Genomic DNA, 20,794 nt, shown 5'->3' with positions numbered 1-20,794 from the left:
CGGGAACCGCGCGGGTGCGCCTTAGGGCGAAACTATGTTGAAACGAGGATGGAATACCTCAACCATCCTCCGCCCGCCGATTGGTTCCACCGGCTTTCTTCGCTATGCTGCGCCACAGGATTCTGGAAGCTCTTATTCATGTACCGCGCCGTCACCCGTCAGATCGAAGTCACCGTCGAACCGAATTTCCTCCCGGAGCGCTCGTCGGTCGACAAGGGCCAGTATTTCTGGTCCTACACCATCGTCATCACCAATTCCGGCAACGAAACCGTGCAGCTGCGGACGCGGCACTGGATCATCACCGACGCCACCGGCCGCAAGCACGAAGTCCGCGGCGAAGGCGTGGTCGGCGAGCAACCGGTGCTGGCCCCCGGCGAGCGCTTCGAATACACCTCCGGCGTCCCGCTCCCGACCGCGTCGGGCTTCATGACCGGGCGCTACCAGATGGTCAGCGAAAGCGGCCTGCATTTTGAGATCGACGTGCCGACATTCTCGCTGGATAGCCCGGACAATAAGAGGGTGTTGAATTAGGGGGGTGCCCTCCACGCGTCGTCCCGGCGAACGCAGGGACCCATACTCCGCGGCGGTCATTGTTTGCAGAAGGGCTCAAACGCCGGCGCTCTAACCGATAGGCCGCGGCGTATGGGTCCCCCGATGCGCAATTGCGCATCTGAGCTCAAGGCCGGGACGACGTGGATGGGTCATCGCAAACACAACATCACGATCTCGTCGCGCAATCCGCGCGAATTTTGCTCTTGAATATTTCGCCCTTTTTTCGCGGCCACTGTCTCCACATCGTCATTGCGAGCGCAATGCCCTACTCCACACCCGCTTCTTCCGGCGTGAATTCATAGACCGACGAGCAGAACTCGCAGGTCACCATCACCTTGCCGTCCTTGACCATTTCGGCGCGGTCGTGCGCGGCAAAGCTGGTCAGCATCGCGGACACCGCGTCGCGCGAGCAGGAGCATTGCGCGCGCATCGCCAGCGGCGCGAATACCCGCACGCCGCGCTCGTGAAACAGGCGGTACAATAATCGCTCGCCCGACAAATCCGGATCGATCAGTTCGACATCCTCGACGGTCGAGATCAGCGACTGGCCCTCGAGCCAGGCGTCGTCTTCCGCCACCGCATGCGCGGCCGCGCCTTCCGGCGCATCGCCGGGATGGAGGTCGGCCTGCCGCGCCCGCTCCGGCGCCTTGGGTAGGAATTGCAGCAGCATGCCGCCGGCGCGCCAGCGGTGTTTCGGGCCGTCGCCGCTGCCGCGCCATTCCTCGCCGACCGCGAGGCGCACGCGGGTCGGGATCTGTTCCGAGCGCAGGAAATACTCGTGCGCGGCGTCTTCGAGATTGCCGCCATCGAGCGCCACCAGGCCCTGATAGCGGCTCATGTCCGCGCCCTGGTCGATGGTCATCGCCAGATGACCCTTGCCGAGCAGCGCACCGGAATCACGGTAGGATTCTTCGCCTTCCTTCAGCCGCGTCGCATCGAAGCGCGCATAGGCGCGCAAGCGATCGGGCAGCTGGAAATCCACGATCAGGAACGACACCGGGCCGTCGGTCTGGGTCTGCAGGATGAAGCGGCCGTCGAACTTCAGCGATGAGCCGAGCAACGTCGCCAGCACGATGGCCTCGCCGAGCAGCTTGCAGACCGGCGCCGGGTAATCATGCTTGGTCAGGATGTCGTCGAGCGCCGGACCGAGCCGGGTCAGCCGCCCGCGCAGGTCGAGTGCATCGACCTCGAACGGCAGCGCCGTATCATCGACGGGAACCGCCGATGGAGCGCGGGTCGGCGCCTCGGCCGTGATTTTGATGTCGGGGGATTGAGTCATGGCGCTTTATCTGGGGTCGGAAGGAGTGAATCGAAAGGGGTTATTGTCGTCCCTGCGAACGCAGGGACCCATAACCACAGGGAGTTCTGAGTAAGGCAAGGCGTCAACCTCTGCCTTTCAATCATTAGGGCCGCAGCGTATGGGTCCCTGCGTTCGCAGGGACGACGGGAGAGCCCGCTACGCCACTTCGTTAAAGCACCAGGCCAAGATGCCCTTTTGCGCGTGCAGGCGGTTTTCGGCTTCGTCGAACACGACAGACTGCGGGCCGTCGATCACTTCGTCGGTGACCTCCTCGCCGCGATGCGCCGGCAGGCAGTGCATGAACAGCGCGTCGGGCTTGGCCAGCGACATCAGCTGCGCGTTGACCTGATAGGGCTTGAGCACGTTGTGGCGATGTTCGCCGTCCTTGTCGCCCATCGACACCCAGGTGTCGGTGACGACGCAATCGGCGCCGGCTACGGCCGCTTCGGGATCGTTGCCGAGCACGATCGGCGCCTGCGTCGCCTTGATCCAGTCCTTCATCGCCTTGTTGGGCGCGAGCTGCGGCGGGGTTGCGACGTTGAGATTGAACTTCAAACGTTCCGCCGCATGCGCCCATGACGCCAGCACGTTGTTGTCGTCACCGGTCCAGGCCACGGTACGGCCTTCGATCGAACCGCGATGTTCCTCGAACGTCATCAGATCGGCCATCACCTGGCAGGGGTGCGAGCGCCGGGTCAGCCCGTTGATGACGGGCACGGTGGCGTTGGCCGCAAGCTCCAGCAGCGCATCGTGGTTGAGGATGCGGATCATGATCGCATCGACGTAGCGCGACAGCACGCGCGCGGTATCGGCGATGGTCTCGCCGCGCCCGAGTTGCATCTCGGCGCCGGTCAGCATGATGGCCTCGCCGCCGAGCTGGCGCATGCCGACATCGAACGACACCCGGGTGCGAGTCGACGGCCGCTCGAAGATCATTGCCAGCGTCTTGCCCTCGAGCGGCTTCCTGGGCGCCTCATGCGCCTTCAGCTTCGCCTTCATGGCGACGCTCAAGGCCAGCATGTTGCGCAATTCCTTGGGCGGCAGCTCGCTGATATCGAGGAAGTGGCGAAGAGATTTGCTCATCACCCCGCCGCCTTCTTCAAACTGTCGCCGGACAGCGCGATGCAGGCGCGTTCGAGGCTCTGGACCGATTGTTCGATCTCGGATTCGGAGACGATCAGCGGCGCGAGGAAACGCACGACATTGTCGCCGGCGCCGACGGTCAGCAGCTTCTGGTCTCGCAGCGCGCCAACGAGATCGCCCGAGGGCACCACGGCCTTGACGCCGATCAGCAGGCCCTCGCCGCGCACTTCGGCCAGCACGGAAGGATAGCGATCGACCACGGAGGCCAGCTTCTGTTTCAGGAGCAGCGACACCTTCTGCACGTGATCGAAGAAGCCGGGCTTGAGCATCACGTCGAGCACCGCGTTGGCGGACGCGATCGCCAGCGGATTGCCGCCGAAGGTCGAGCCGTGCGAGCCCGGCGTCATGCCGGAAGCCGCCTCTGAAGTAGCCAGGCAGGCGCCGATCGGAAAACCGCCGCCGAGCGCTTTTGCCAGCGACATGATGTCGGGGGTGACGCCGAGGCGCTTATAGGCAAACAGATCGCCGGTGCGGCCCATGCCGGTCTGCACCTCGTCGAAAATCAGCAGCAGGCCGTTGTCGTCGCACAATTGGCGCAACGCCTTGTAGAACGCGTGCGGCGCGCTACGCACCCCGCCCTCGCCCTGCACCGGTTCGATCAGGATCGCCGCGGTCTCTGGCCCGACCGCCTTCTTCACCGCTTCGAGATCGCCATGCGGCACCTGGTCGAAGCCATCCAGCGGCGGACCGAAACCTTCCAGATATTTGGCCGAGCCGGTCGCCGCCAGCGTGCCCAGCGTGCGGCCGTGGAACGCGCCTTCGAAAGTGACGAGGCGATAGCGCTCGGGATGGCCCTTGGCGGCATGATAGCGGCGCGCGACCTTGATCGCGCATTCCATCGCTTCCGCGCCGGAATTGCAGAAGAACACCAGATCCGCAAAGCTCTGCTCGCACAGCCTTGCGGCAAGCTTGTCGCCGTCCGGGCTCCTGAACAGGTTCGACATATGCCAAAGCTTGGTGGCCTGCTCCTGCAAGGCTGCGACCAGATGCGGATGGCAATGACCGAGCGCATTCACCGCGACACCTGAGGTGAAGTCGAGATAGCGCTCGCCTGTCGTCGAGATCAGCCACGCGCCCTCGCCGCGCTCGAAGCCGAGATCGACTCTCGCGAATACGGGAAGCAGATGCGACGGGGCGCTGTTGGTCATGGCCATCACTGACGGTTGGAGACCGGCCACAAAGCGTGCATTGGCGCGAACGCGGCACAGCCGGTCTTGCGAAAACAAAACGTGCCGCCTTTTCGGGGCGGCACGTGGCAGGCATTCTATGCGGGCGGTGGACCGTGTCAACACACCTCAAAAGCGCCTTCCTGCGGTGCGAAACAGCAATCCTGCAGGATTCCGGGGCGGTGGAAAACGCCGAATACAATGCATAGATAGTCGGAACATGTGGACGCACCGATGCGGACTCTTGCGCCTGAGTCACGCCATATTGTAGCCTCTGGGCTGTCGGGTACGACATCTCGTGCGGCGGTACTGACCCTTAGAAGCCCATTTTGTACGGCGTAGACGTTCGGGCGATTTTCGCGCCCGGCGAGGGCTAAGGGATTCTGCCCGCTGGGATTTTTGAGAATTGGCATCGCCAGCGCTGCCCCCGGTTTGGCCGGCTCTGTGCGAAGGGAAAATGCGATGACGGTATTGACCTGGTCGGACGATCGCGTCGAGCAGCTTAAGAAACTCTGGGAGGGCGGACTTTCCGCCAGCCAGATCGCCGCGGAACTTGGAAATGTGACGCGAAATGCGGTGATCGGCAAGGTTCACCGGCTCGGCCTTTCCGGCCGCGCCAAAAGCCCCTCCTCGGCCGCGCCGCGGCAGCGCAAGGCCCGCCCCGCCCCGCAGATGATGCGGGTGGCGCGTCCGGTGTCGCGCGGCAACACCGCGCTGGCCCATGCCTTCGACGTGGAGATGGAGCCGGATCCGGTCGCCTACGACAATGTGGTGCCGATGAGCCAGCGCCTGACGCTGCTCGAGCTGAACGAGGCCACCTGCCACTGGCCGATCGGCGACCCCTCGAGCTCGGAATTCTTTTTCTGCGGCGGCAAGGCGCTCAACAGCCTGCCCTATTGCGCACATCACTCGCGCATCGCCTATCAGCCGGCCTCCGATCGCCGCCGTCCGGCACCGAAGCCGACGCGGTAAGGCGACGCTCACTGATGTCGTCCCGGCCTTGAGCCGGGACCCATAACCACCGATAGCAGTGGTTATGCTTAGCTGGTGCTCCAGCTTTTAAAACAATCAAGATTTGTGGTTATGGGTCCCGGCGTTCGCCGGGACGACGCGGATGTATCTGCGCCGCGCCCTACTCCACCTTCGCAAAACCGGTCATCCAGCGCATCACCGCCGCCCTTCACGGTGCGCGGACAAGTGATTTGGTGACCTCCCGCGCGCAATTGATAAACGCCTCCACCGCGGGGCTGAGTGTTCGATTTTTCAGGAATACGATTTCGGCCGAAATCCGAGGTCCGGAGGATTTCAGCGGTAAAACCTTCAAGGCGGCCTGATGCGCGCTCAGCGCCGCGACCGACGCCGGCAGGATTCCGACAAATTCGCCGCTGGCAATGAGCGACACCGTGAGCTGAATTGCTATGGTTTTGACCAACGGCTTCGGCGGCGAAAAATCATTGGCGCGAAACACCTCGGCAACCAGAGCACCCGGCGCGCTGTCGTAGGGTGGCAGGACCCAGTTGCCCTCGACGATATCCTTGAGAGCAATTCGGCGCTTTCGCGCCAATTCACTCTGTTACCCCACAACGAAGACAAACGGCTCATCGAACAGGACTTCGGAATGGAAGTCGTCCTGCTGGCCGGTGGCTCGCGTGATCAGCAGATCAATCTTGCGCTCGCGCAGCTCCTGGATCTGATGGTCGCCCGGATTGGTGAGCCTGACGTCAAGCTGAACACCGGGATGTTGCCTGGAAAATCTCCCCACAATGGGAGGCACTAGGCTGTGCAGAATGATGTCGGTGCATCCGAGCCTCACTTCGCCCGAATTTGGATCAGACAGATATTCCAGCGAGCGAAGGCCCTGCTGCATCTCGTCGAAGACATTGATTCCGCATCGAAGCAGCACCTCGCCATAGGCCGTGAGTTCGGCGCCCCGCGAGCCGCGATCGAACAATCGCACGCCGAGCGTGCCTTCGATTTCGGATATCGCCTTGGAAACGGCGGGATGGGAAATGCTGAGCCTGGCGGCGGCCTTCGCCATGCTACCGGTGTCGGCGACCGCCATCAGGATATGAAGGTCGCGCAGCTTGAGGCGACGGCCAATTCGATCCGACCAGTCCATCGCGAGCCTTAACCCAGTAGTTACAGGGATGTCGCGGTTTTCGGTCTACCAGATAATGGTCGGGAGGACCAGAGTGGCGGCGGTTTCGATGATGATCGACAGCCCCATGAGGATGATCACATGATCACAAAACGAAGGTTCGTATCGCTGGCGTGCGCCGGCGGTATCGCCGCCATCATCCCCGATGCGATCCGGATGGCGGCCGCTGAGACCGTCTCGCGCATGCTGGTGGGCTTCGGCGCCGGGGGCGCGATCGACGTGATCGCCAGACTGCTCGTGGAGGGAATGAAGCATGACGCCCCTTCCTTCATCGTCGAAAATCGTCCCGGCGCCGGCGGGCGTCTCGCGCTCGGAGCGCTGAAGAACAGCCCGGCCGACGGCACGGCGATGATCCTGACGCCTGCCTCCAGCGTCGCCGTATTCCCCCATGTCTACAAGACGCTTGGCTACGACGCGTTCAAGGATTTCGTTCCGGTCTCCACGGTTTGCTCGTTTCCGTTTCTGATCACCGTGGGTCCGATGGTGCCGGCCGACGTCAGAACGATGCCCGACTTCGCCAAATGGTGCGCGGCCAATCCGAAGCAGGCGACCTATGGCACGGCTGCGGCTGGTTCGATGCTGCATTTCACCGGCGTGACGCTGGCCAAGGCGGCTGGCTTCGAATTCGTGCATCTGCCCTATGGCGGCCCGGGCGGCATCCAGGATCTGACGGGCGGTCGAATTGCCGCAACGATCTATCCAATCGGGACCGCGCTTCCACACGTGCAATCCGGCGCCATTCGAGCGCTGGCGACAACCGGGCCACAGCGATCGCCACTGCTTCCCGATGTGCCGACGGTCCGGGAAGCAGGATATCCGGCGCTGGAAGCGATTGAATGGTTCGGCATCTTCGTTCCGGCCCATACGCCGGCCGAAACGGTGAAACGCCTCAATGCGGCGATCCGTGCCGCCGTGAGTGCCGGCAGCTTCAAAACCGCCTTGGCCAGGCTTTCAATGGACCCTGCCGGCGAAACGCCGCAGCAATTTGCGCAGCTGGTCAGATCCGATTTTGACCGCTGGGGGCCGATCGTGAGGGCCTCCGGCTTTGCGCCGGAAGATTGAGGCGCACCATGTCCATCTCAACCAACACGCGCCGACACCGGACACCGGACCAGATTCTCGGTCCCTACTTCCCGACAGGCCATACGCCGGTCCCGCAAGCCGACCTGACCTCAGTCAACGGGATCGACGGGCTGGCGCGGGGCGAGATCATCGAAGTCACCGGGAAGATACTCAATCTCGATGGCGAGCCTGTCCGCGGCGTCCCTGTCACAATCTGGCAGGCCAATACGTTTGGCCGATACGTGCACGCCAACGACCCCAATCCGGCGCCACTCGACCCACACTTTGTCGGCTGCATCGGCATTCGTTCCGATGACGACGGCATCTACCGGATCAAGACCGTAAAGCCCGGCGCCTATCCGGCAGGCCTGGACTGGATGCGGCCGCCGCACATCCACTTCGAGGTTCACGGCCGGTTCGAACGGCTGATCACCCAGATGTATTTTCCGGACGAACCGCTCAATGCCTGCGACAGGCTGCTCAACGCCGCGCTGCGTCCGGATTTGTTGATCGCAAAGCCGGTTCCGTCGGAAGGAGGATCCGGCCACCGCGTGCTGAATTTCGATATTGTTCTGGTACGGGGCTAAGCCGTGCCCTACTCCACCTTCGCAAACCGGTCGTCCAGCGCGTAGCCGGCGCCGCGCACGGTGCGGATCGGGTCCTGCTCGCGGCCGGGATTGAGCAATTTGCGCAGGCGGCCGATATGGACGTCGACGGTACGCTCGTCGATATAGATGTCGCGGCCCCAGACGCTGTCGAGCAGCTGCTCGCGGCTGAACACGCGGCCGGGATGTTCCAGGAAAAACTCCAGCAGGCGATATTCGGTCGGGCCGAGATCGATCGGGCGGCCCGAGCGCGCGACGCGGCGCTTTTCGCGATCGAGTTCGATGTCGCCATAGGTCAGCACGGTGGCGAGCCGCTCCGGGCTTGCCCGCCGCAACAGGCCTTTCACCCGCGCCAGGAGTTCCGGCACCGAAAAGGGTTTGACGATGTAGTCGTCGGCGCCGGTAGCCAACCCCCGCACCCGCTCGCTTTCCTCGCCGCGCGCAGTCAGCATGATGATCGGCAGCGTCTTGGTCTCCGGCCGCGCCCGCAAGCGCCGGCACAGCTCGATGCCGGACAGGCCCGGCAGCATCCAGTCCAGCACGATCAGGTCGGGCACGCGCTCCTTTAGCCGTGTGTCGGCGTCATCGCCGCGGCCGACGGTTTCGACCTCATAGCCTTCGGCATCGAGGTTGTAGCGCAGAAGCGTGGTCAGCGCCTCCTCGTCTTCAACCACCAGAATGCGTGCGTTCATCTATATGAGCCTCTTGATATCCAAATACCTTGACGCGATTGCCGTATGCGAACGTTTCTGGTTACGCTGTTAGTTCCGCTTTAGTTGCCTGGCACCGTGGTGGCGAAATTGGTCATGTCGCCCTTCGGACGCTTGTCGAGCATCTGCTGGCCTTCGATCATGTAGAACACGGTCTCGGCGATATTGGTGGAGTGGTCGCCGATCCGTTCGATGTTCTTGGCGCAGAACATCAAATGGATGCAGAACGAGATGTTGCGCGGATCTTCCATCATGTAGGTCAGCAGTTCGCGGAACAGCGAGGTGCAGATGGCGTCGACTTCCTCGTCGCCCTTCCAGACCGCCATCGCCGCCGGCAGATCGTGCGAGGCATAGGCGTCGAGCACCGACTTGACCTGCGACTGCACCAGATCGGTCATGTGTTCGAGGCCGCGGATCAGCTTCAGCGGCTGGAAATCGTTCTCCAGCGCCGCGACCCGCTTGCCCATGTTCTTGGCGAGGTCGCCGATCCGCTCCAGATCGGTGGCCACCCGCATGGCGCCGACGATCTCGCGCAGGTCGACCGCCATCGGCTGGCGGCGCGCAATCGTCAGCACCGCGCGTTCCTCGATCGCGTGCTGCAGGCGGTCGATTTCGACGTCGGAAGCGACGACGCGCTTGCCGAGCGCGACGTCGCGGCGGATCAAGGCATCGACGGATTCGGTGATCATGCGTTCGACGAGGCCGCCCATCTCGGCGACGAGGCGGGTCAGTTCCTGCAAGTCGCTGTCGAACGCCTTGGCGGTGTGTTCAGAAACCATGTGTTATCTCCTCAACCGAACCGGCCGGTGATGTAGTCCTGGGTGCGTCGATCGCCCGGCGAGGTGAAAATCTTGTTGGTGTCGTCGAACTCGACCAGTTCGCCGAGATACATGAAGGCGGTCTTGTCGGAGACGCGCGCCGCCTGCTGCATATTATGGGTCACGATGGCGATGGTGTAATCCTCCGCCAACTCCTGGATCAGTTCCTCGACCTTGGCGGTCGAGATCGGATCCAGCGCCGAGCAGGGCTCGTCGAACAGGATCACTTCCGGGCGCACCGCGACCGTGCGGGCGATGCAGAGCCGCTGCTGCTGGCCGCCGGACAGGCTGAGGCCCGAGGCATTCAGCTTGTCCTTGACCTCGTTCCACAGCGCCCCGCCACGCAACGCCTTTTCGACGCGGCCGTCCATCTCTGATTTCGAGATCTTCTCGTACAGGCGGATGCCGAACGCGATGTTCTCGTAGATCGTCATCGGAAACGGCGTCGGCTTCTGGAACACCATGCCGACGCGGGCGCGCAGCAGATTGAGATCGAGCTTGGGGTCCAGAACGTTGGTCTGGTCGAGCATCAATTGCCCGGTCGCCTTCTGGCCCGGATAAAGATCGTACATCCGGTTGAAGATCCGCAGCAGCGTGGACTTGCCGCAGCCGGACGGCCCGATGAAGGCGGTAACCCGATGGGTGCCGAGCGCGAGGTTGATGTTCTTCAGCGCGTGGTGTTCGCCATAGTAGAAATTCAGGCCGCGCGCGGTAACCTTCGGCGGCGCGTCGGGCAGCGTGACCTGGGGAACGGGTCCGTTCGCGGAACTGACGGATACAGAGAGATCGTTCATTTTGCTGTCCTCTCGGCGCCGAGGATGCGGGCGCCAATATTCAGGGCAAGTACGGTGAGGGTGATGAGCAGGGCCCCGCTCCAGGCGAGCTGCTTCCAGTATTCGTAGGGGCTCTGCACGAAATTGTTGATGGTGACCGGCAGGTTCGCCATCGTCTTGGTCAGGTCGAGACTGAAGAACTGGTTCGACAGCGCGGTGAACAGCAGCGGCGCGGTTTCGCCGGCGACGCGGGCGGTAGCCAGCAGCACGCCGGTGATGAGGCCGGCGCGGGCCGCACGATAGGCGATCCGCTTGATGACGAGCGAGCGCGGCAGGCCGAGCGCGGATGCCGCTTCGCGCAGCGGATTGGGTACCAGCAGCAACATGTCCTCGGTGGTGCGCACCACCACGGGGATCACGATCACGGCCAGCGCCAGGCAGCCGGCAAAGGCCGAGAAGCCGCCCATCGGCACCACGATGGCGCCATAGACGAACAGACCGATGATGATCGAGGGCGCGCTGAGCAGGATGTCGTTGATGAAACGGATCACCGAGGTGAGCTTGTCGTTCCTGCCATATTCGGCGAGATAGGTGCCGGCGAACAGGCCGAGCGGCGCGCCGATGCCAACGCCGATCACGGTCATGATGATCGAGCCGACAATCGCATTGAGCAGGCCGCCATCGGTTGAGCCGGGCGGCGGGGTATTCTGGGTGAAGACCTGCAGGTTCAGACCCGCGAGGCCGTTATAGAACAGCGTGAACAGGATCAGCCCCAGCCAGGTGACGCCAAAAATCGCGGCGCTGAGGCACAGGAGCTTGATGATGACGTCGGCGCGGCGGCGGGATCGATAAATCGAATTCATGGTTCAGTTCCCCGCCTTCTTTTCCAGCCGCGACAGCATCAGCCGCGCGGACGCCAGCACGAAGAAGGTCAGCACGAACAGCAGGAGGCCGAGCAGGATCAGGCCGGACTGATGCAGCCCGTCGCTTTCGGCGAATTCGGAGGCGATAGCCGCCGAGATCGTGGTGCCCGGCGAAAACACCGAACCCGTGATCTTGAAGGCATTGCCGATGATGAACGTCACCGCCATGGTTTCGCCGAGCGCGCGGCCCAGCGCCAGCATGATGCCGCCGATGACGCCGACACGGGTGTAGGGAATCACGACGTTGCGGACGACTTCCCAGGTGGTGCAGCCGACGCCGTAGGCGGCTTCCTTGAGCACCGGCGGCACCGTCTTGAACACGTCGACCGAAATCGCGGTGATGAAGGGCAGCACCATGATCGCGAGGATCAGCGAGGCGTTGAACAGGCTGAGATAGGACGGCGGACCGGCGAAGATCGTGCCGAGCACCGGAACGCCGTCGAACACCTTGATCATGAACGGCTGAAAATGATCGGCCATGAACGGGCCGAGCACGAAGAAGCCCCACATGCCGTAGATGATCGAGGGGATGCCGGCGAGCAATTCCACGGCAATGCCGATCGGGCGGCGCAGCCACTGCGGACAAAGCTCGGTGAGGAAGATCGCAATGCCGAGCCCGACCGGAATGGCGATCATCATCGCGACCACGGACGTGACCAGGGTGCCATAGATCGGGCCGAGCGCGCCGAGGACCGGCGGATCGTTGGAAGGCGCCCAGCGCGAGGTGAACAGGAAGGAGAAGCCGTATTCCTTGATCGCCGGCCAGGCGCCCGCAATCAGGGAGACGATGATGCCGCCGAGGATGAGCAGGACCGAAATCGCGCAGGCGCGGGTGATCCAGTAAAATGTGATGTCGCCGAGCTTGAAAGCGCCGAGGGCCCTGGCACGATCGTAGGGTCCTGCAGCTTCCATCACGTCGCGCTGAACGGCCATGTCTGCCACGCCAATCCCCTGTACTTTATAACCCAACCGCCCCGGATCCGGTGCCGGTTTTGCACCGGACTTTTCAACCAGACCTCTGGTCAACCAAGTCTCTGGTAACCAGACACGCCCGCACTCGCCCTCCCGCCCGGAGGGAAAGACCCAACCCGGGAGACCCGAGTTGGGTAAAGTGGGAGCACGCTCCCATTGTCGCCAGGCCGGAACGCGGCCCGGCTCGTGTTCGCGGCTTAGCTCTTGATGTCGGAAGACCAGGTCTTTTCGATCATCTTGACCACCGAGTCCGGCATCGGAATGTAGTCGAGTTCCTCAGCCATCTTGTCGCCCTTCGCGAAAGCCCAGGTGAAGAACTTGATGGCTTCCTTGGCGGCCGCCTTGTCGGTGGGGTCCTTGTGCATCAGGATGAAGGTCGCACCGGTAATCGGCCAGGACGCTTCACCGGGCTGGTCGGTGAGGATCACGAAGTAGTTCTTGGCGCTGGTCCAGTCGGCGTTGGCGGCTGCGGCCTGGAATGCCCCAATGGTGGGCTGCACGGCCTTGCCCGCCTTGTTGATCACCCCGGCGTGGGTCAGCTTGTTCTGCTTGGCATAGGCGTATTCGACATAGCCGATCGAATTCTTGGTCTGACCGACATTGCCCGCCACGCCTTCATTGCCCTTGGCGCCGACGCCTGCCGGCCATTCAACCGCCGTACCGGCCCCGACCTTGGTCTTCCACTCGGCATTGGTTTTCGAAAGGAAGTCGGTCCAGATGAAGGTCGTGCCGGAACCGTCCGAACGGCGCACCACGGTGATGGCGTCGCTCGGCAGCTTCACTTTCGGATTGAGCTTGGCAATCGCGGGATCGTCCCACTTCTTGACCTTGCCGAGATAGATGTCGCCGAGCAATTCGCCGGAGAATACCAGTTCGCCCGGCTTGATGCCTTCGAGATTGACGACCGGCACCAGGGCGCCCATCGCCTGCGGCCACTGAATCATGCCCTCCTTGTCAAGCTGCTCCGGCTTGAGGGGCATGTCGCTGGCACCGAAGGTGACGGTCTTCGCGATGATCTGCTTGATGCCGGCGCCCGAACCGATCGACTGATAGTTCAGACCATTGCCGGTCTCTTTCTTGTAGGCATCGGCCCACTTGGAATAGAGCGGGAATGGGAAGGTGGCGCCGGCGCCGGTGATGTCGGCCGCAAACGCCGACGTCGAGGCGGCCACGAGGCCTGCCGCGACGATTGTCTTGATGAAATTCATGGCTGGTCTCCATCTGGTGAGCGAAGCGCCTGTTACGCCCGATCGCGCTCACGCCGCCCATTTAGGTGCGGTCGATAGAGCTTTTACGAAGGTTCGATGACAGTTGGATGACAGTCGCAAGCGATTGAAATCGCTAAACTTTATACCGCCACCGGGGGCTTGGCCTGGGGGAAACAGGCGGTAAAAGTGGCGCCGTTTTTGGGCACGCTTTCGATCAAAAGCCGTCCGCGATGACGGTTAACAATATGTTTCACCAAGGATAAACCGAGCCCGGTTCCACCCTGCGCCCGGCTGTCGCCGACATCGACCCGGTAGAACCGCTCGGTCAGCCGCGGCAGGTGTTCCGGGGCAATTCCGGGCCCGAAATCGCGCACCAGGACGCGCACTTCCGGCGTGCCGTCGGTAGAGTTCGCCTGCACCAGCGAAACGATGACCTTGCCGCCGGACGCGCCATATTTGAGCGCGTTCTCGATCAGATTTTCGAACAGCCGCAGCAGCTCCTCGCGGTCGCCCGCGATCGTCACCGGCGCCTCCGGCAGATCGATCTCGATCACCACCTGGCGTTCGTGCGCCAGCGGTTCCAGCCCATCGGCGACCTGGCGGATGATCGGCACGATGTCGACCGAGGTGTCGGGGCGAACATGCGCCGACAATTCGACCCGCGACAGCGACAGCAGATCGTCGATCAGCCGCGCCATGCGCGTCGCCTGCGCGTGCATGATGCCGAGAAAGCGCTCGCGCGCCTTGACGTCATCCTTGGCCGGCCCCTGCAGCGTATCGATGAAGCCGGACAATGCGGCAAGCGGCGTGCGCAGTTCGTGGCTGGCATTGGCGACGAAATCGGCGCGCATTTCCTCGACCCGGCGCAGCGGCGTCTGGTCGTGGAACGTCATCAGCATGCATTTGTCAGTGCCGCCGAACAGCGTCGGCACCGGTACCGGCGTGATGATCAGCTCCATCCAGCGGTCGACCGGCACATGGTCGAGATAGGTCGCGCGGCGCGGTTCGGTGGTCGCGATCGCCTCGCGCAGCGCGGTGATGATTTCGGGCGAGCGCAGCGCGAACTGGGCCAGTTCGTTCTTGCGCAGCGCGGGCGCGAGCTGGGCGGCCGCCGCATTGAGATGCAGGACGCGGCCGGCGCGGTCGAGCAGCACGGCCGGATCCGGCATGCCGGCCACCACGGCGTTGACGGCGGCGGCTTCGACCGGATTGACGCCGCGAACGTCTTCGCGCGAGGTCACCCTGTCATGCAGCCGCCACGGCACCAGCGCCGCGGCGGCGATGCAGATGAAGGCCGCGACGGCGCGCGCGACCCCGAGTTCGCCGGTCGCAACGAATACCGACAGAGCGAGGCCCGCGACCAGCAGGATGATGGCCGAATGCCGTAGCCGGTCCGACCACGGGGCAAAATAGGAGGAGGAAGAGGAGGAATCGTCTATCGCCATCGTTGGCTTTGTTCCCTCTGTCTTTCAGGCCTTTTGCGCGTTTTCAGGCGCCGGTGTCGCCACGCTCGCGCACATAGACGGCCTCGCGTCTCGGCTCGGCGTCGGGGCCAGGCGTCAACTGGCGCAGGCGCTTCGACCGCGCACCGAGGATAACCTCCCGAAGCGTCAGCAAGATTACAGATATGACAAAAGGCGCAATATAATAGAGGACCCGGAACAGCAGCATCCCGGCCAGCAGGTCCTCCCGGTCCATCTGCGAGAGGCCGACCAGCATGGCGGCATCGAAGACGCCGAGCCCGCCAGGGGAATGGCTGGCGAAACCCAGTAGCGTCGCCGAGACGAAGATCACCGCAACGAAGATAAAGTCGACATTGGACTCGTCCGGCACCAGCATATACATCGCCAGCGCGCAGAACCCGAGATCGACGATGCCGATGCCGATCTGCAGCAGCGTCAGCGGCCCGCCCGGAAGCGTCACGCTCCACGGGCCGCGGCCGACGCTGCGGGGCTGGGTCCAGACCCAGACCACATAGCCGACCAGGCCGGCGATAATCGCAAACGCCAGAGCGCGATTGAGCCAGGCCGGCAACTGATCGATCGAAGCCGCGGCTTCCGGATGATAGGCGATGCCCAATCCGAGCACGGCGGCATTGCCGAGCCAGAAGGTGAGCCCGGCCAAAAAGCAGATCTTGGCGACGTCGATCGCGTTCAGGCCCCAGGCCGAGTAGATCCGGTAGCGCACCGCGCCGCCGGTGAAGACACTGGCGCCGACATTGTGGCCGATCGAATAGGAGGTGAAGGCGCCAAGCGCGGTGATGCGGTAGGGGACGTGGGTGTGGCCGATCGCCCGCACCGCGAACAGATCGTAAAAGGTCAGCGTGAAGTAACCCGCGGCCACGAACAGCGCCGCCAGCACGATCTGGCGCAGCTCGGTGCTCTTGATGGCCTCGATCACCTCGTTGGAGTCGATGCCACGCAGCATGTGATAAAGGACGTAGCACGCGGTTCCGATGACCGCGATACTGATCACAACCCCGAGCTTATGCAGGACCTGCTTCTGGCGCAGAAACGTAATCGCCCTGCGTATTGCTTCCAGCATCTAGACCTCGAATTGCGATCTCGCGACGACGGCAACGGTGCGAATCCCGCCGACGCTCCGCTGCTCCCTGGGCCCTCTGGTAGCGCGTTTTGGCCCGGAGTGGAATTCGTCTAACGACAATAAAACGCGCTTCTTCAACCTATTAGGCGGAATTGATGACAGCGGATGCACAGATTTGCTGCATTCTGCGCGCCCAGAGCGGGTTCTAACACACCGGCCGGTCCGGTCACTGGCAGGTGAACCCGGCCGCGGCGCACTATCCAACATCGGATTTGGCCGAAAGCCGCTGATAGAACAACAGATCGAGCTCCGGCGCCTGGCCGACGAGACCCGTCAATAGCGCATGAATCTGGCCGCGGTGATGGGTCTGGTGATTCACCCAATGCGCCAAGGCCGACGCCAGAGGCTGCTCGAATACTTCCGGTGTCGAGACCCGGCGGTATCTGATCGTACCGGCAATCCGGGCATCGTCCAGCCCATCGACAAAATCGACGATTCGCCGGTCCTCGGCTTCGCGCGCCGGGCGAAGTTCGTCGAGCGTCTCGAACAGGATGGCATCCACCCGGTCCGGCGCCTTGCCCGTACCGGTGAACCGCTGCATCCAGATCCGATCGGTCGCCAGCAGATGATTGAGCGTGCCGTGGACCGATTTGAAAAAGGCGCCACGATCGGCGCGATATTGTTCGCGGCCAAGCCGCGCCGCTGCATCGTACAGCCGCGTGTTGGCCCAGGCATTGTAGCGACCGAACATTTGATAATGGGCTGACAGACTCATGGGAGAATCTCAAGCCGCAGGCGCGCTGCGCGAGACCACCCAGTCCCGCAGCCACGATCCCACCGCGCAGCCGCAAAGATAGAGCGCGAACATGACCAGGCCGAGGTCGAGCCAATAGCCGAACCGGCCCGGGACCACCCGCGACAGCGCGGCGGCAACCAGCACCACCGCCAACGCCGCCAGCCACCGCTTCGCTTTTTTCGACACGCCCTCGCCGTGCTGAACCACGGAAATCCAGCCCATTGCCAGCCCCAGCAGCAGCGACGCCAACAGCCAGCCCCAGAAGAATGTTGCCAGATTGGTCATGCTTACCTCACCACGAAGTCGATGCGGCGGTTCTGCGCCTTGCCCTGGTCGGAATCATTGCCGGCGATCGGCTGCGCGCTGCCATGGCCGATCGACGTGAAGCGGTTCGCCGGCAGCCCTGCCCTGATCAGGTAATCGGTGACGGCCTGCGCACGCTTCTCCGAGAGCGCCTGATTGGCGGTTTCCTCGCCGTCGGCATCGGTATGTCCGGCGACCTCGATGTTGGCGTTCGGGCAGCGCAATGCCGTCTCGATCAGCCGGTCGAGCAACCCGGCGGAATCCGCCACGATGTCGGCCTTGCCGGACTCGAACCGGATCCGGGCCTTGCCGAGCAGATCGGTGAACAGCTGCTGGCAGACCGTAGGGTCGACCGGCGCCGCGGTCGGCTTGACCGAGATTTCAGGCTTGAATTGCCAGCCTTGCGGAAACTCCTTGCCGAGGCCGGCGCGGATCTGGGTCGCGGCCGCCTCGTAAAGCGCATCGCCCGACAGTTTCACCTCGCGGTCGCTGACCACGAGCGTCCCGGTCGACAGCCGCGACAGCGCACCGAGTGCCGGCACGACGGCCGCGGCAAATCCTGCGGGCGCACCGACGCTCGCCTTCAGATTATCGACGACTTTCTCGCTGAAGAATTTGCGGCCCGCCGCCGCCACCAGCGCCGCATGGACATTGTTATCGGGTACATAGCCGGTCAGCGTCAGCGTCACCGCGACCGGATCCTTGTAGGCTTGGAAGACGTATGGCGGCGCCTTGACGTCGTTGGCAGCGACCGAATAGCCCTCCGGGAGATTTTTCAGCGCGGCGGCGATGGCTTCCCGGCCGCCAAGCTCACGCGCCATCCCGGACAGCGTGACCTTGTTGTCCGACAGCGTGATCTTTCCATCTTTCAGTTTTGCGATCTGATCGAGCAACAACAGCGCGGCGCTGTCGAAGCGCTGCGGCGCCCCACGCGCCAGGTTCATGCGATCGGAGACTTCGACGCCGCCGAGCATGGCGCGCGCGGCTTCCATCAGCTTGTTCTTGCTTGACGGCAGCGGCGCACCGCCGCCCAGCGTCACCCGGACAACGTCGCGTTCAGCCGACCAGACGAACGGCCTGGCTTCGGGGACGAGCCGGGTTTCGTCGTTGACCAGCCGCACGCCCGGCACCGCTTCCACCGACGCGACCGCGTTGAGCCGGCCCTCTTCCGAGAAGGCTTCGGCCGCAAGCGTCACGTCGCGGCCCGCGACCGCTATTCGCCTTTTGTCGAGGACGGTATCCTTGAGCGCCGTGGTCGCGCGCTGCGCCACGTCGGCTTCCAGCGGTTCGGTGCTGGTCCAGGCGGCGAGAGCCCAAAAGACGGCGAGCACAATCACGCCCGGCCACCATTTGCCGCTCCACCTGAAAAGTCCGTGCATTCGAGTTCCTAAGGGTCCGGGAACAGAGAGAAAACAAACCCTTGCGGGGCTGTCAAACCCGAAATAACACAGAAGCGTCAGGGTGCGGATATTTGCCCAGCTAACCGTTTCTTCAACGGTCTGTCGCTAAGTTCGAATCGTAATGAAACAGGCGGCAAGCCCTGATGAAAATGCTCCGCAACACCGTTATCCGCGCCGGACTGGAAGCGCTGTACTTCTCCGGTGCGCACTATCTGCTGCGACCAATCTTCGCAGGTGTCGGCGCTATTTTCATGCTGCACCATGTGCGCCCGCGCCGCGACGTGGAATTCCAGCCCAATTATCATCTCGAGGTCGAACCGGACTTCCTGCGCGCCGTGCTGGCGCATCTGCGGTCCCTCGACGTCGACCTCGTCACCATGGACGAGGCCCATGCGCGGCTCTCCCAGGGCAGTTTCGCGCGGCGCTTCGCCTGCTTCACGTTCGACGACGGCTACCGCGACAACCGCGATTTCGCATTGCCCGTGATGCGTGAATTCGACGCACCCATGACGGTCTACGTGACCAGCGATTTCGCCGAAGGCACCGGCCGGTTGTGGTGGGTTGCGATGGAGCTGACGCTCGCCAAGGCCTCCGCGATCGAGGTGCCGATTGGCGGTGTGGTTACCCGTCTCGATACGTCGACGCCGGCAGCCAAGCTGGCCGCTTTCGAGCGGCTGCACGAGTGGCTGCGTACCCTTCCGGGCGAGCTGGACGTGCAGCGCGAAATTTCCGCGCTATGCACGCGGTATGATGTGGATGAGACAAGGATCGCGCGCGACCTCTGCATGTCCTGGGACGAGTTGAAGGCGTTTGCGGACGATCCCCTGGTCACCATCGGCGCGCATACCATCACGCATTGCAATCTGGCGAAGCAGACCGAGGCGACCGCCAGTTTCGAAATCGCCACCAGCCGCGCCCGGATCGAGGCGGCGCTGCAACGTCCGGTGCTGCACCTCGCCTACCCCTATGGCGACAAGATCGCCGCCGGCCAGCGCGAGTTCACGCTCGCCAAGGCGGCCGGCTTCAAGACCGCGGTGACGACCCGGCCGGGCATGATCTTTCCCGAAGCCGCGGCGCATCTGACCGCGCTGCAGCGGGTTTCGCTGAACGGAAATTACCAGGACCAGCGCATCATCCCGGTGCTGACCTCCGGCGCCGCGACCGCGATGTGGAACGGTTTTCGGCGCATCGACGCGGTTTAGCCGTCGTCCCTGCCTAGTGCGCAATTGCGCACGGGCGCAGGGACCCATAACCACCGTCGCTTATTGTTACGAAGGCAACCACTCCATCGTCTTACCGATGGGCCGCAGCGTATGGGTCCCTGCGTTCGCAGGGACGACGGTTGTTGCCTTGACTCGCCTCCTGCCCGCGCTCAAAACCACCGCAAGCGCAAAAGGAGGTACGCATGTTCAAGGATCTGTTTTCGCTGAAGGGCCGCGTCGCGCTGGTGACGGGTGGGTCGCGCGGCATCGGCAAGATGATCGCGGCTGGTTTTCTCGCGCAGGGCGCAGCAAAAGTTTACATCACCGCGCGCAAGGCCGGCCCCTGCGAAGCGACCGCAAAGGAACTCTCCGCCACCCATGACGGCGAATGCATCGCGCTGCCGATCGACATTTCGACGGTCGAAGGTTGCGACAGACTGGCCGCCGAAATGATCAAGCTCGAGCCGAAGCTCGATATCCTCGTCAACAATGCCGGCGCGGCCTGGGGTGCGGAGTTCGATGAATTCCCGGAGAGCGGCTGGGACAAGGTCATGGACCTCAACGTCAAGTCGCTGTTCTTCCTGACCAAGGCGCTGGCGAAACCGCTGCGCGCGGCGGCCTCGCACGAACGGCCCGCCAAGGTCATCAACGTCGCCTCCATCGACGGTATCTTCGTCAATCCCGGCGAGACCTATTCCTATGCGGCCAGCAAGGCCGCCGTGATCCACCTGACGCGACGGATGGCCACCAAGCTGGTCAAGGACCATATCAACGTGACCGCGATTGCGCCCGGCGCGTTCAAATCAGACATGAATCGCACCGCGCGCGATCACTCCGATGAACTTGCCAAGCGCATCCCGGCGAAGCGTATCGGCACCGATGAGGATATGGCGGGTGTTGCGATCTATCTTGCCTCGCGTGCGGGCGACTATGTGATCGGCAATACCATCGCCGTCGACGGCGGCGTGGTCTACGCCAACGCCGGGCTTGAGATCTCGGGGTAGTGCACGCAGGAGAGAGCCAAAAAACCCGGTGTCGTCCCGGCCTTGAGCCGGGACCCATAACCACAGAAGCTGGTGGTTGAAAGAAAGTCGTCGAACAGCGCCTCTCAAAACAAGCGCCGCGGCGTATGGGTCCCGGGTCAAGCCCGGGACGACGT

Annotated in this window: 20 protein-coding genes and 1 pseudogene; 6 read left to right on the top strand and 15 right to left on the bottom strand. The window is 63.3% G+C overall.

Features of this window, described 5'->3' with window-relative positions:
- The first annotated feature begins 138 nt into the window (after positions 1–138).
- Positions 139–531 carry a Co2+/Mg2+ efflux protein ApaG gene (apaG, locus tag ACSQ84_RS28250; RefSeq protein ID WP_436215006.1) on the top strand — a complete coding sequence of 131 codons (393 nt, stop codon included), beginning with the start codon at positions 139–141 and terminating at the stop codon, positions 529–531.
- A 286-nt stretch (positions 532–817) separates the two neighbouring features.
- On the opposite strand, the gene ACSQ84_RS28245 is transcribed toward apaG, so the two are convergent.
- From ACSQ84_RS28245 to ACSQ84_RS28235, 3 genes are all read right to left on the bottom strand, one after another.
- Complete coding sequence (locus ACSQ84_RS28245; protein WP_436215005.1) at positions 818–1,831, bottom strand: Hsp33 family molecular chaperone; 1,014 nt, start codon at positions 1,829–1,831, stop codon at positions 818–820.
- 177 nt (positions 1,832–2,008) lie between these two features.
- Positions 2,009–2,935 carry an ornithine carbamoyltransferase gene (argF, locus tag ACSQ84_RS28240; protein ID WP_436215004.1) on the bottom strand — a complete coding sequence of 309 codons (927 nt, stop codon included), beginning with the start codon at positions 2,933–2,935 and terminating at the stop codon, positions 2,009–2,011.
- A complete protein-coding gene (locus tag ACSQ84_RS28235) occupies positions 2,935–4,143 on the bottom strand; it encodes an aspartate aminotransferase family protein (RefSeq protein ID WP_436215003.1) in 1,209 nt (402 codons plus the stop codon). Before ACSQ84_RS28235 ends, argF begins: the two co-directional genes overlap by 1 nt.
- Before the next feature lie 480 nt (positions 4,144–4,623).
- Here ACSQ84_RS28235 and ACSQ84_RS28230 point away from each other — a divergent pair, with 480 nt between their 5' ends.
- Positions 4,624–5,133, top strand: a complete 510-nt coding sequence (locus ACSQ84_RS28230; RefSeq protein ID WP_436215002.1) for a GcrA family cell cycle regulator — start codon at positions 4,624–4,626, stop codon at positions 5,131–5,133.
- Between the two features lie 208 nt (positions 5,134–5,341).
- On the opposite strand, the pseudogene ACSQ84_RS28225 reads toward ACSQ84_RS28230, so the two are convergent.
- Positions 5,342–6,280: pseudogene (locus ACSQ84_RS28225) on the bottom strand (LysR family transcriptional regulator).
- Positions 6,281–6,400: 120 nt separating this feature from the next.
- On the opposite strand from ACSQ84_RS28225, the gene ACSQ84_RS28220 reads away from it, so the two are divergent.
- A complete protein-coding gene (locus ACSQ84_RS28220; protein ID WP_436215001.1) occupies positions 6,401–7,381 on the top strand; it encodes a tripartite tricarboxylate transporter substrate-binding protein in 981 nt (326 codons plus the stop codon).
- Positions 7,382–7,389: 8 nt separating this feature from the next.
- A complete protein-coding gene (locus ACSQ84_RS28215; protein WP_436215000.1) occupies positions 7,390–7,968 on the top strand; it encodes a protocatechuate 3,4-dioxygenase in 579 nt (192 codons plus the stop codon).
- A gap of 8 nt (positions 7,969–7,976) precedes the next feature.
- Here the strand turns inward: ACSQ84_RS28215 and phoB are convergent, their stop codons facing one another.
- The 11 genes from phoB to ACSQ84_RS28160 form a co-directional block, all read right to left on the bottom strand.
- Complete coding sequence (gene phoB, locus ACSQ84_RS28210; RefSeq protein ID WP_436214999.1) at positions 7,977–8,678, bottom strand: phosphate regulon transcriptional regulator PhoB; 702 nt, start codon at positions 8,676–8,678, stop codon at positions 7,977–7,979.
- An 80-nt stretch (positions 8,679–8,758) separates the two neighbouring features.
- Positions 8,759–9,475 carry a phosphate signaling complex protein PhoU gene (phoU, locus tag ACSQ84_RS28205; RefSeq protein ID WP_436214998.1) on the bottom strand — a complete coding sequence of 239 codons (717 nt, stop codon included), beginning with the start codon at positions 9,473–9,475 and terminating at the stop codon, positions 8,759–8,761.
- A gap of 11 nt (positions 9,476–9,486) precedes the next feature.
- The gene (gene pstB, locus ACSQ84_RS28200; protein WP_436214997.1) at positions 9,487–10,308 is read right to left on the bottom strand and encodes a phosphate ABC transporter ATP-binding protein PstB; all 822 of its coding nucleotides are present in this window, start codon (positions 10,306–10,308) and stop codon (positions 9,487–9,489) included.
- Positions 10,305–11,150, bottom strand: coding sequence for a phosphate ABC transporter permease PstA (gene pstA / locus ACSQ84_RS28195; RefSeq protein ID WP_436214996.1), 846 nt, complete (start codon positions 11,148–11,150; stop codon positions 10,305–10,307). Before pstA ends, pstB begins: the two co-directional genes overlap by 4 nt.
- A 3-nt stretch (positions 11,151–11,153) precedes the next feature.
- Entirely contained in the window at positions 11,154–12,152 is a 999-nt protein-coding gene (gene pstC / locus ACSQ84_RS28190; protein ID WP_436214995.1) for a phosphate ABC transporter permease subunit PstC, read from the bottom strand.
- A gap of 227 nt (positions 12,153–12,379) precedes the next feature.
- Entirely contained in the window at positions 12,380–13,390 is a 1,011-nt protein-coding gene (gene pstS, locus ACSQ84_RS28185) for a phosphate ABC transporter substrate-binding protein PstS (protein WP_436214994.1), read from the bottom strand.
- Between the two features lie 140 nt (positions 13,391–13,530).
- Positions 13,531–14,835 (bottom strand): ATP-binding protein, encoded by a 1,305-nt coding sequence (locus ACSQ84_RS28180; RefSeq protein ID WP_436214993.1) that lies wholly within the window; start codon positions 14,833–14,835, stop codon positions 13,531–13,533.
- A gap of 43 nt (positions 14,836–14,878) precedes the next feature.
- A complete protein-coding gene (locus ACSQ84_RS28175) occupies positions 14,879–15,934 on the bottom strand; it encodes a lysylphosphatidylglycerol synthase domain-containing protein (RefSeq protein ID WP_436214992.1) in 1,056 nt (351 codons plus the stop codon).
- A 256-nt stretch (positions 15,935–16,190) separates the two neighbouring features.
- Positions 16,191–16,709 carry a DinB family protein gene (locus ACSQ84_RS28170; RefSeq protein WP_436214991.1) on the bottom strand — a complete coding sequence of 173 codons (519 nt, stop codon included), beginning with the start codon at positions 16,707–16,709 and terminating at the stop codon, positions 16,191–16,193.
- Positions 16,710–16,718: 9 nt separating this feature from the next.
- Positions 16,719–17,015 (bottom strand): hypothetical protein, encoded by a 297-nt coding sequence (locus ACSQ84_RS28165; RefSeq protein ID WP_436214990.1) that lies wholly within the window; start codon positions 17,013–17,015, stop codon positions 16,719–16,721.
- 2 nt (positions 17,016–17,017) lie between these two features.
- A complete protein-coding gene (locus ACSQ84_RS28160; RefSeq protein ID WP_436214989.1) occupies positions 17,018–18,412 on the bottom strand; it encodes an OmpA family protein in 1,395 nt (464 codons plus the stop codon).
- Positions 18,413–18,576: 164 nt separating this feature from the next.
- Here ACSQ84_RS28160 and ACSQ84_RS28155 point away from each other — a divergent pair, with 164 nt between their 5' ends.
- Both ACSQ84_RS28155 and ACSQ84_RS28150 read left to right on the top strand, forming a co-directional pair.
- Entirely contained in the window at positions 18,577–19,635 is a 1,059-nt protein-coding gene (locus tag ACSQ84_RS28155; RefSeq protein WP_436214988.1) for a polysaccharide deacetylase family protein, read from the top strand.
- Between the two features lie 203 nt (positions 19,636–19,838).
- Complete coding sequence (locus ACSQ84_RS28150; RefSeq protein WP_436214987.1) at positions 19,839–20,639, top strand: SDR family oxidoreductase; 801 nt, start codon at positions 19,839–19,841, stop codon at positions 20,637–20,639.
- Positions 20,640–20,794: the final 155 nt, after the last annotated feature.

The sequence above is a fragment of the Bradyrhizobium sp. LjRoot220 genome, assembly GCF_964252915.1.
Classification (GTDB): domain Bacteria; phylum Pseudomonadota; class Alphaproteobacteria; order Rhizobiales; family Xanthobacteraceae; genus Bradyrhizobium.
The sequence above is the reverse complement of the archived record's forward strand: the minus strand, read 5'-3'. Positions and strand labels throughout refer to the sequence as shown.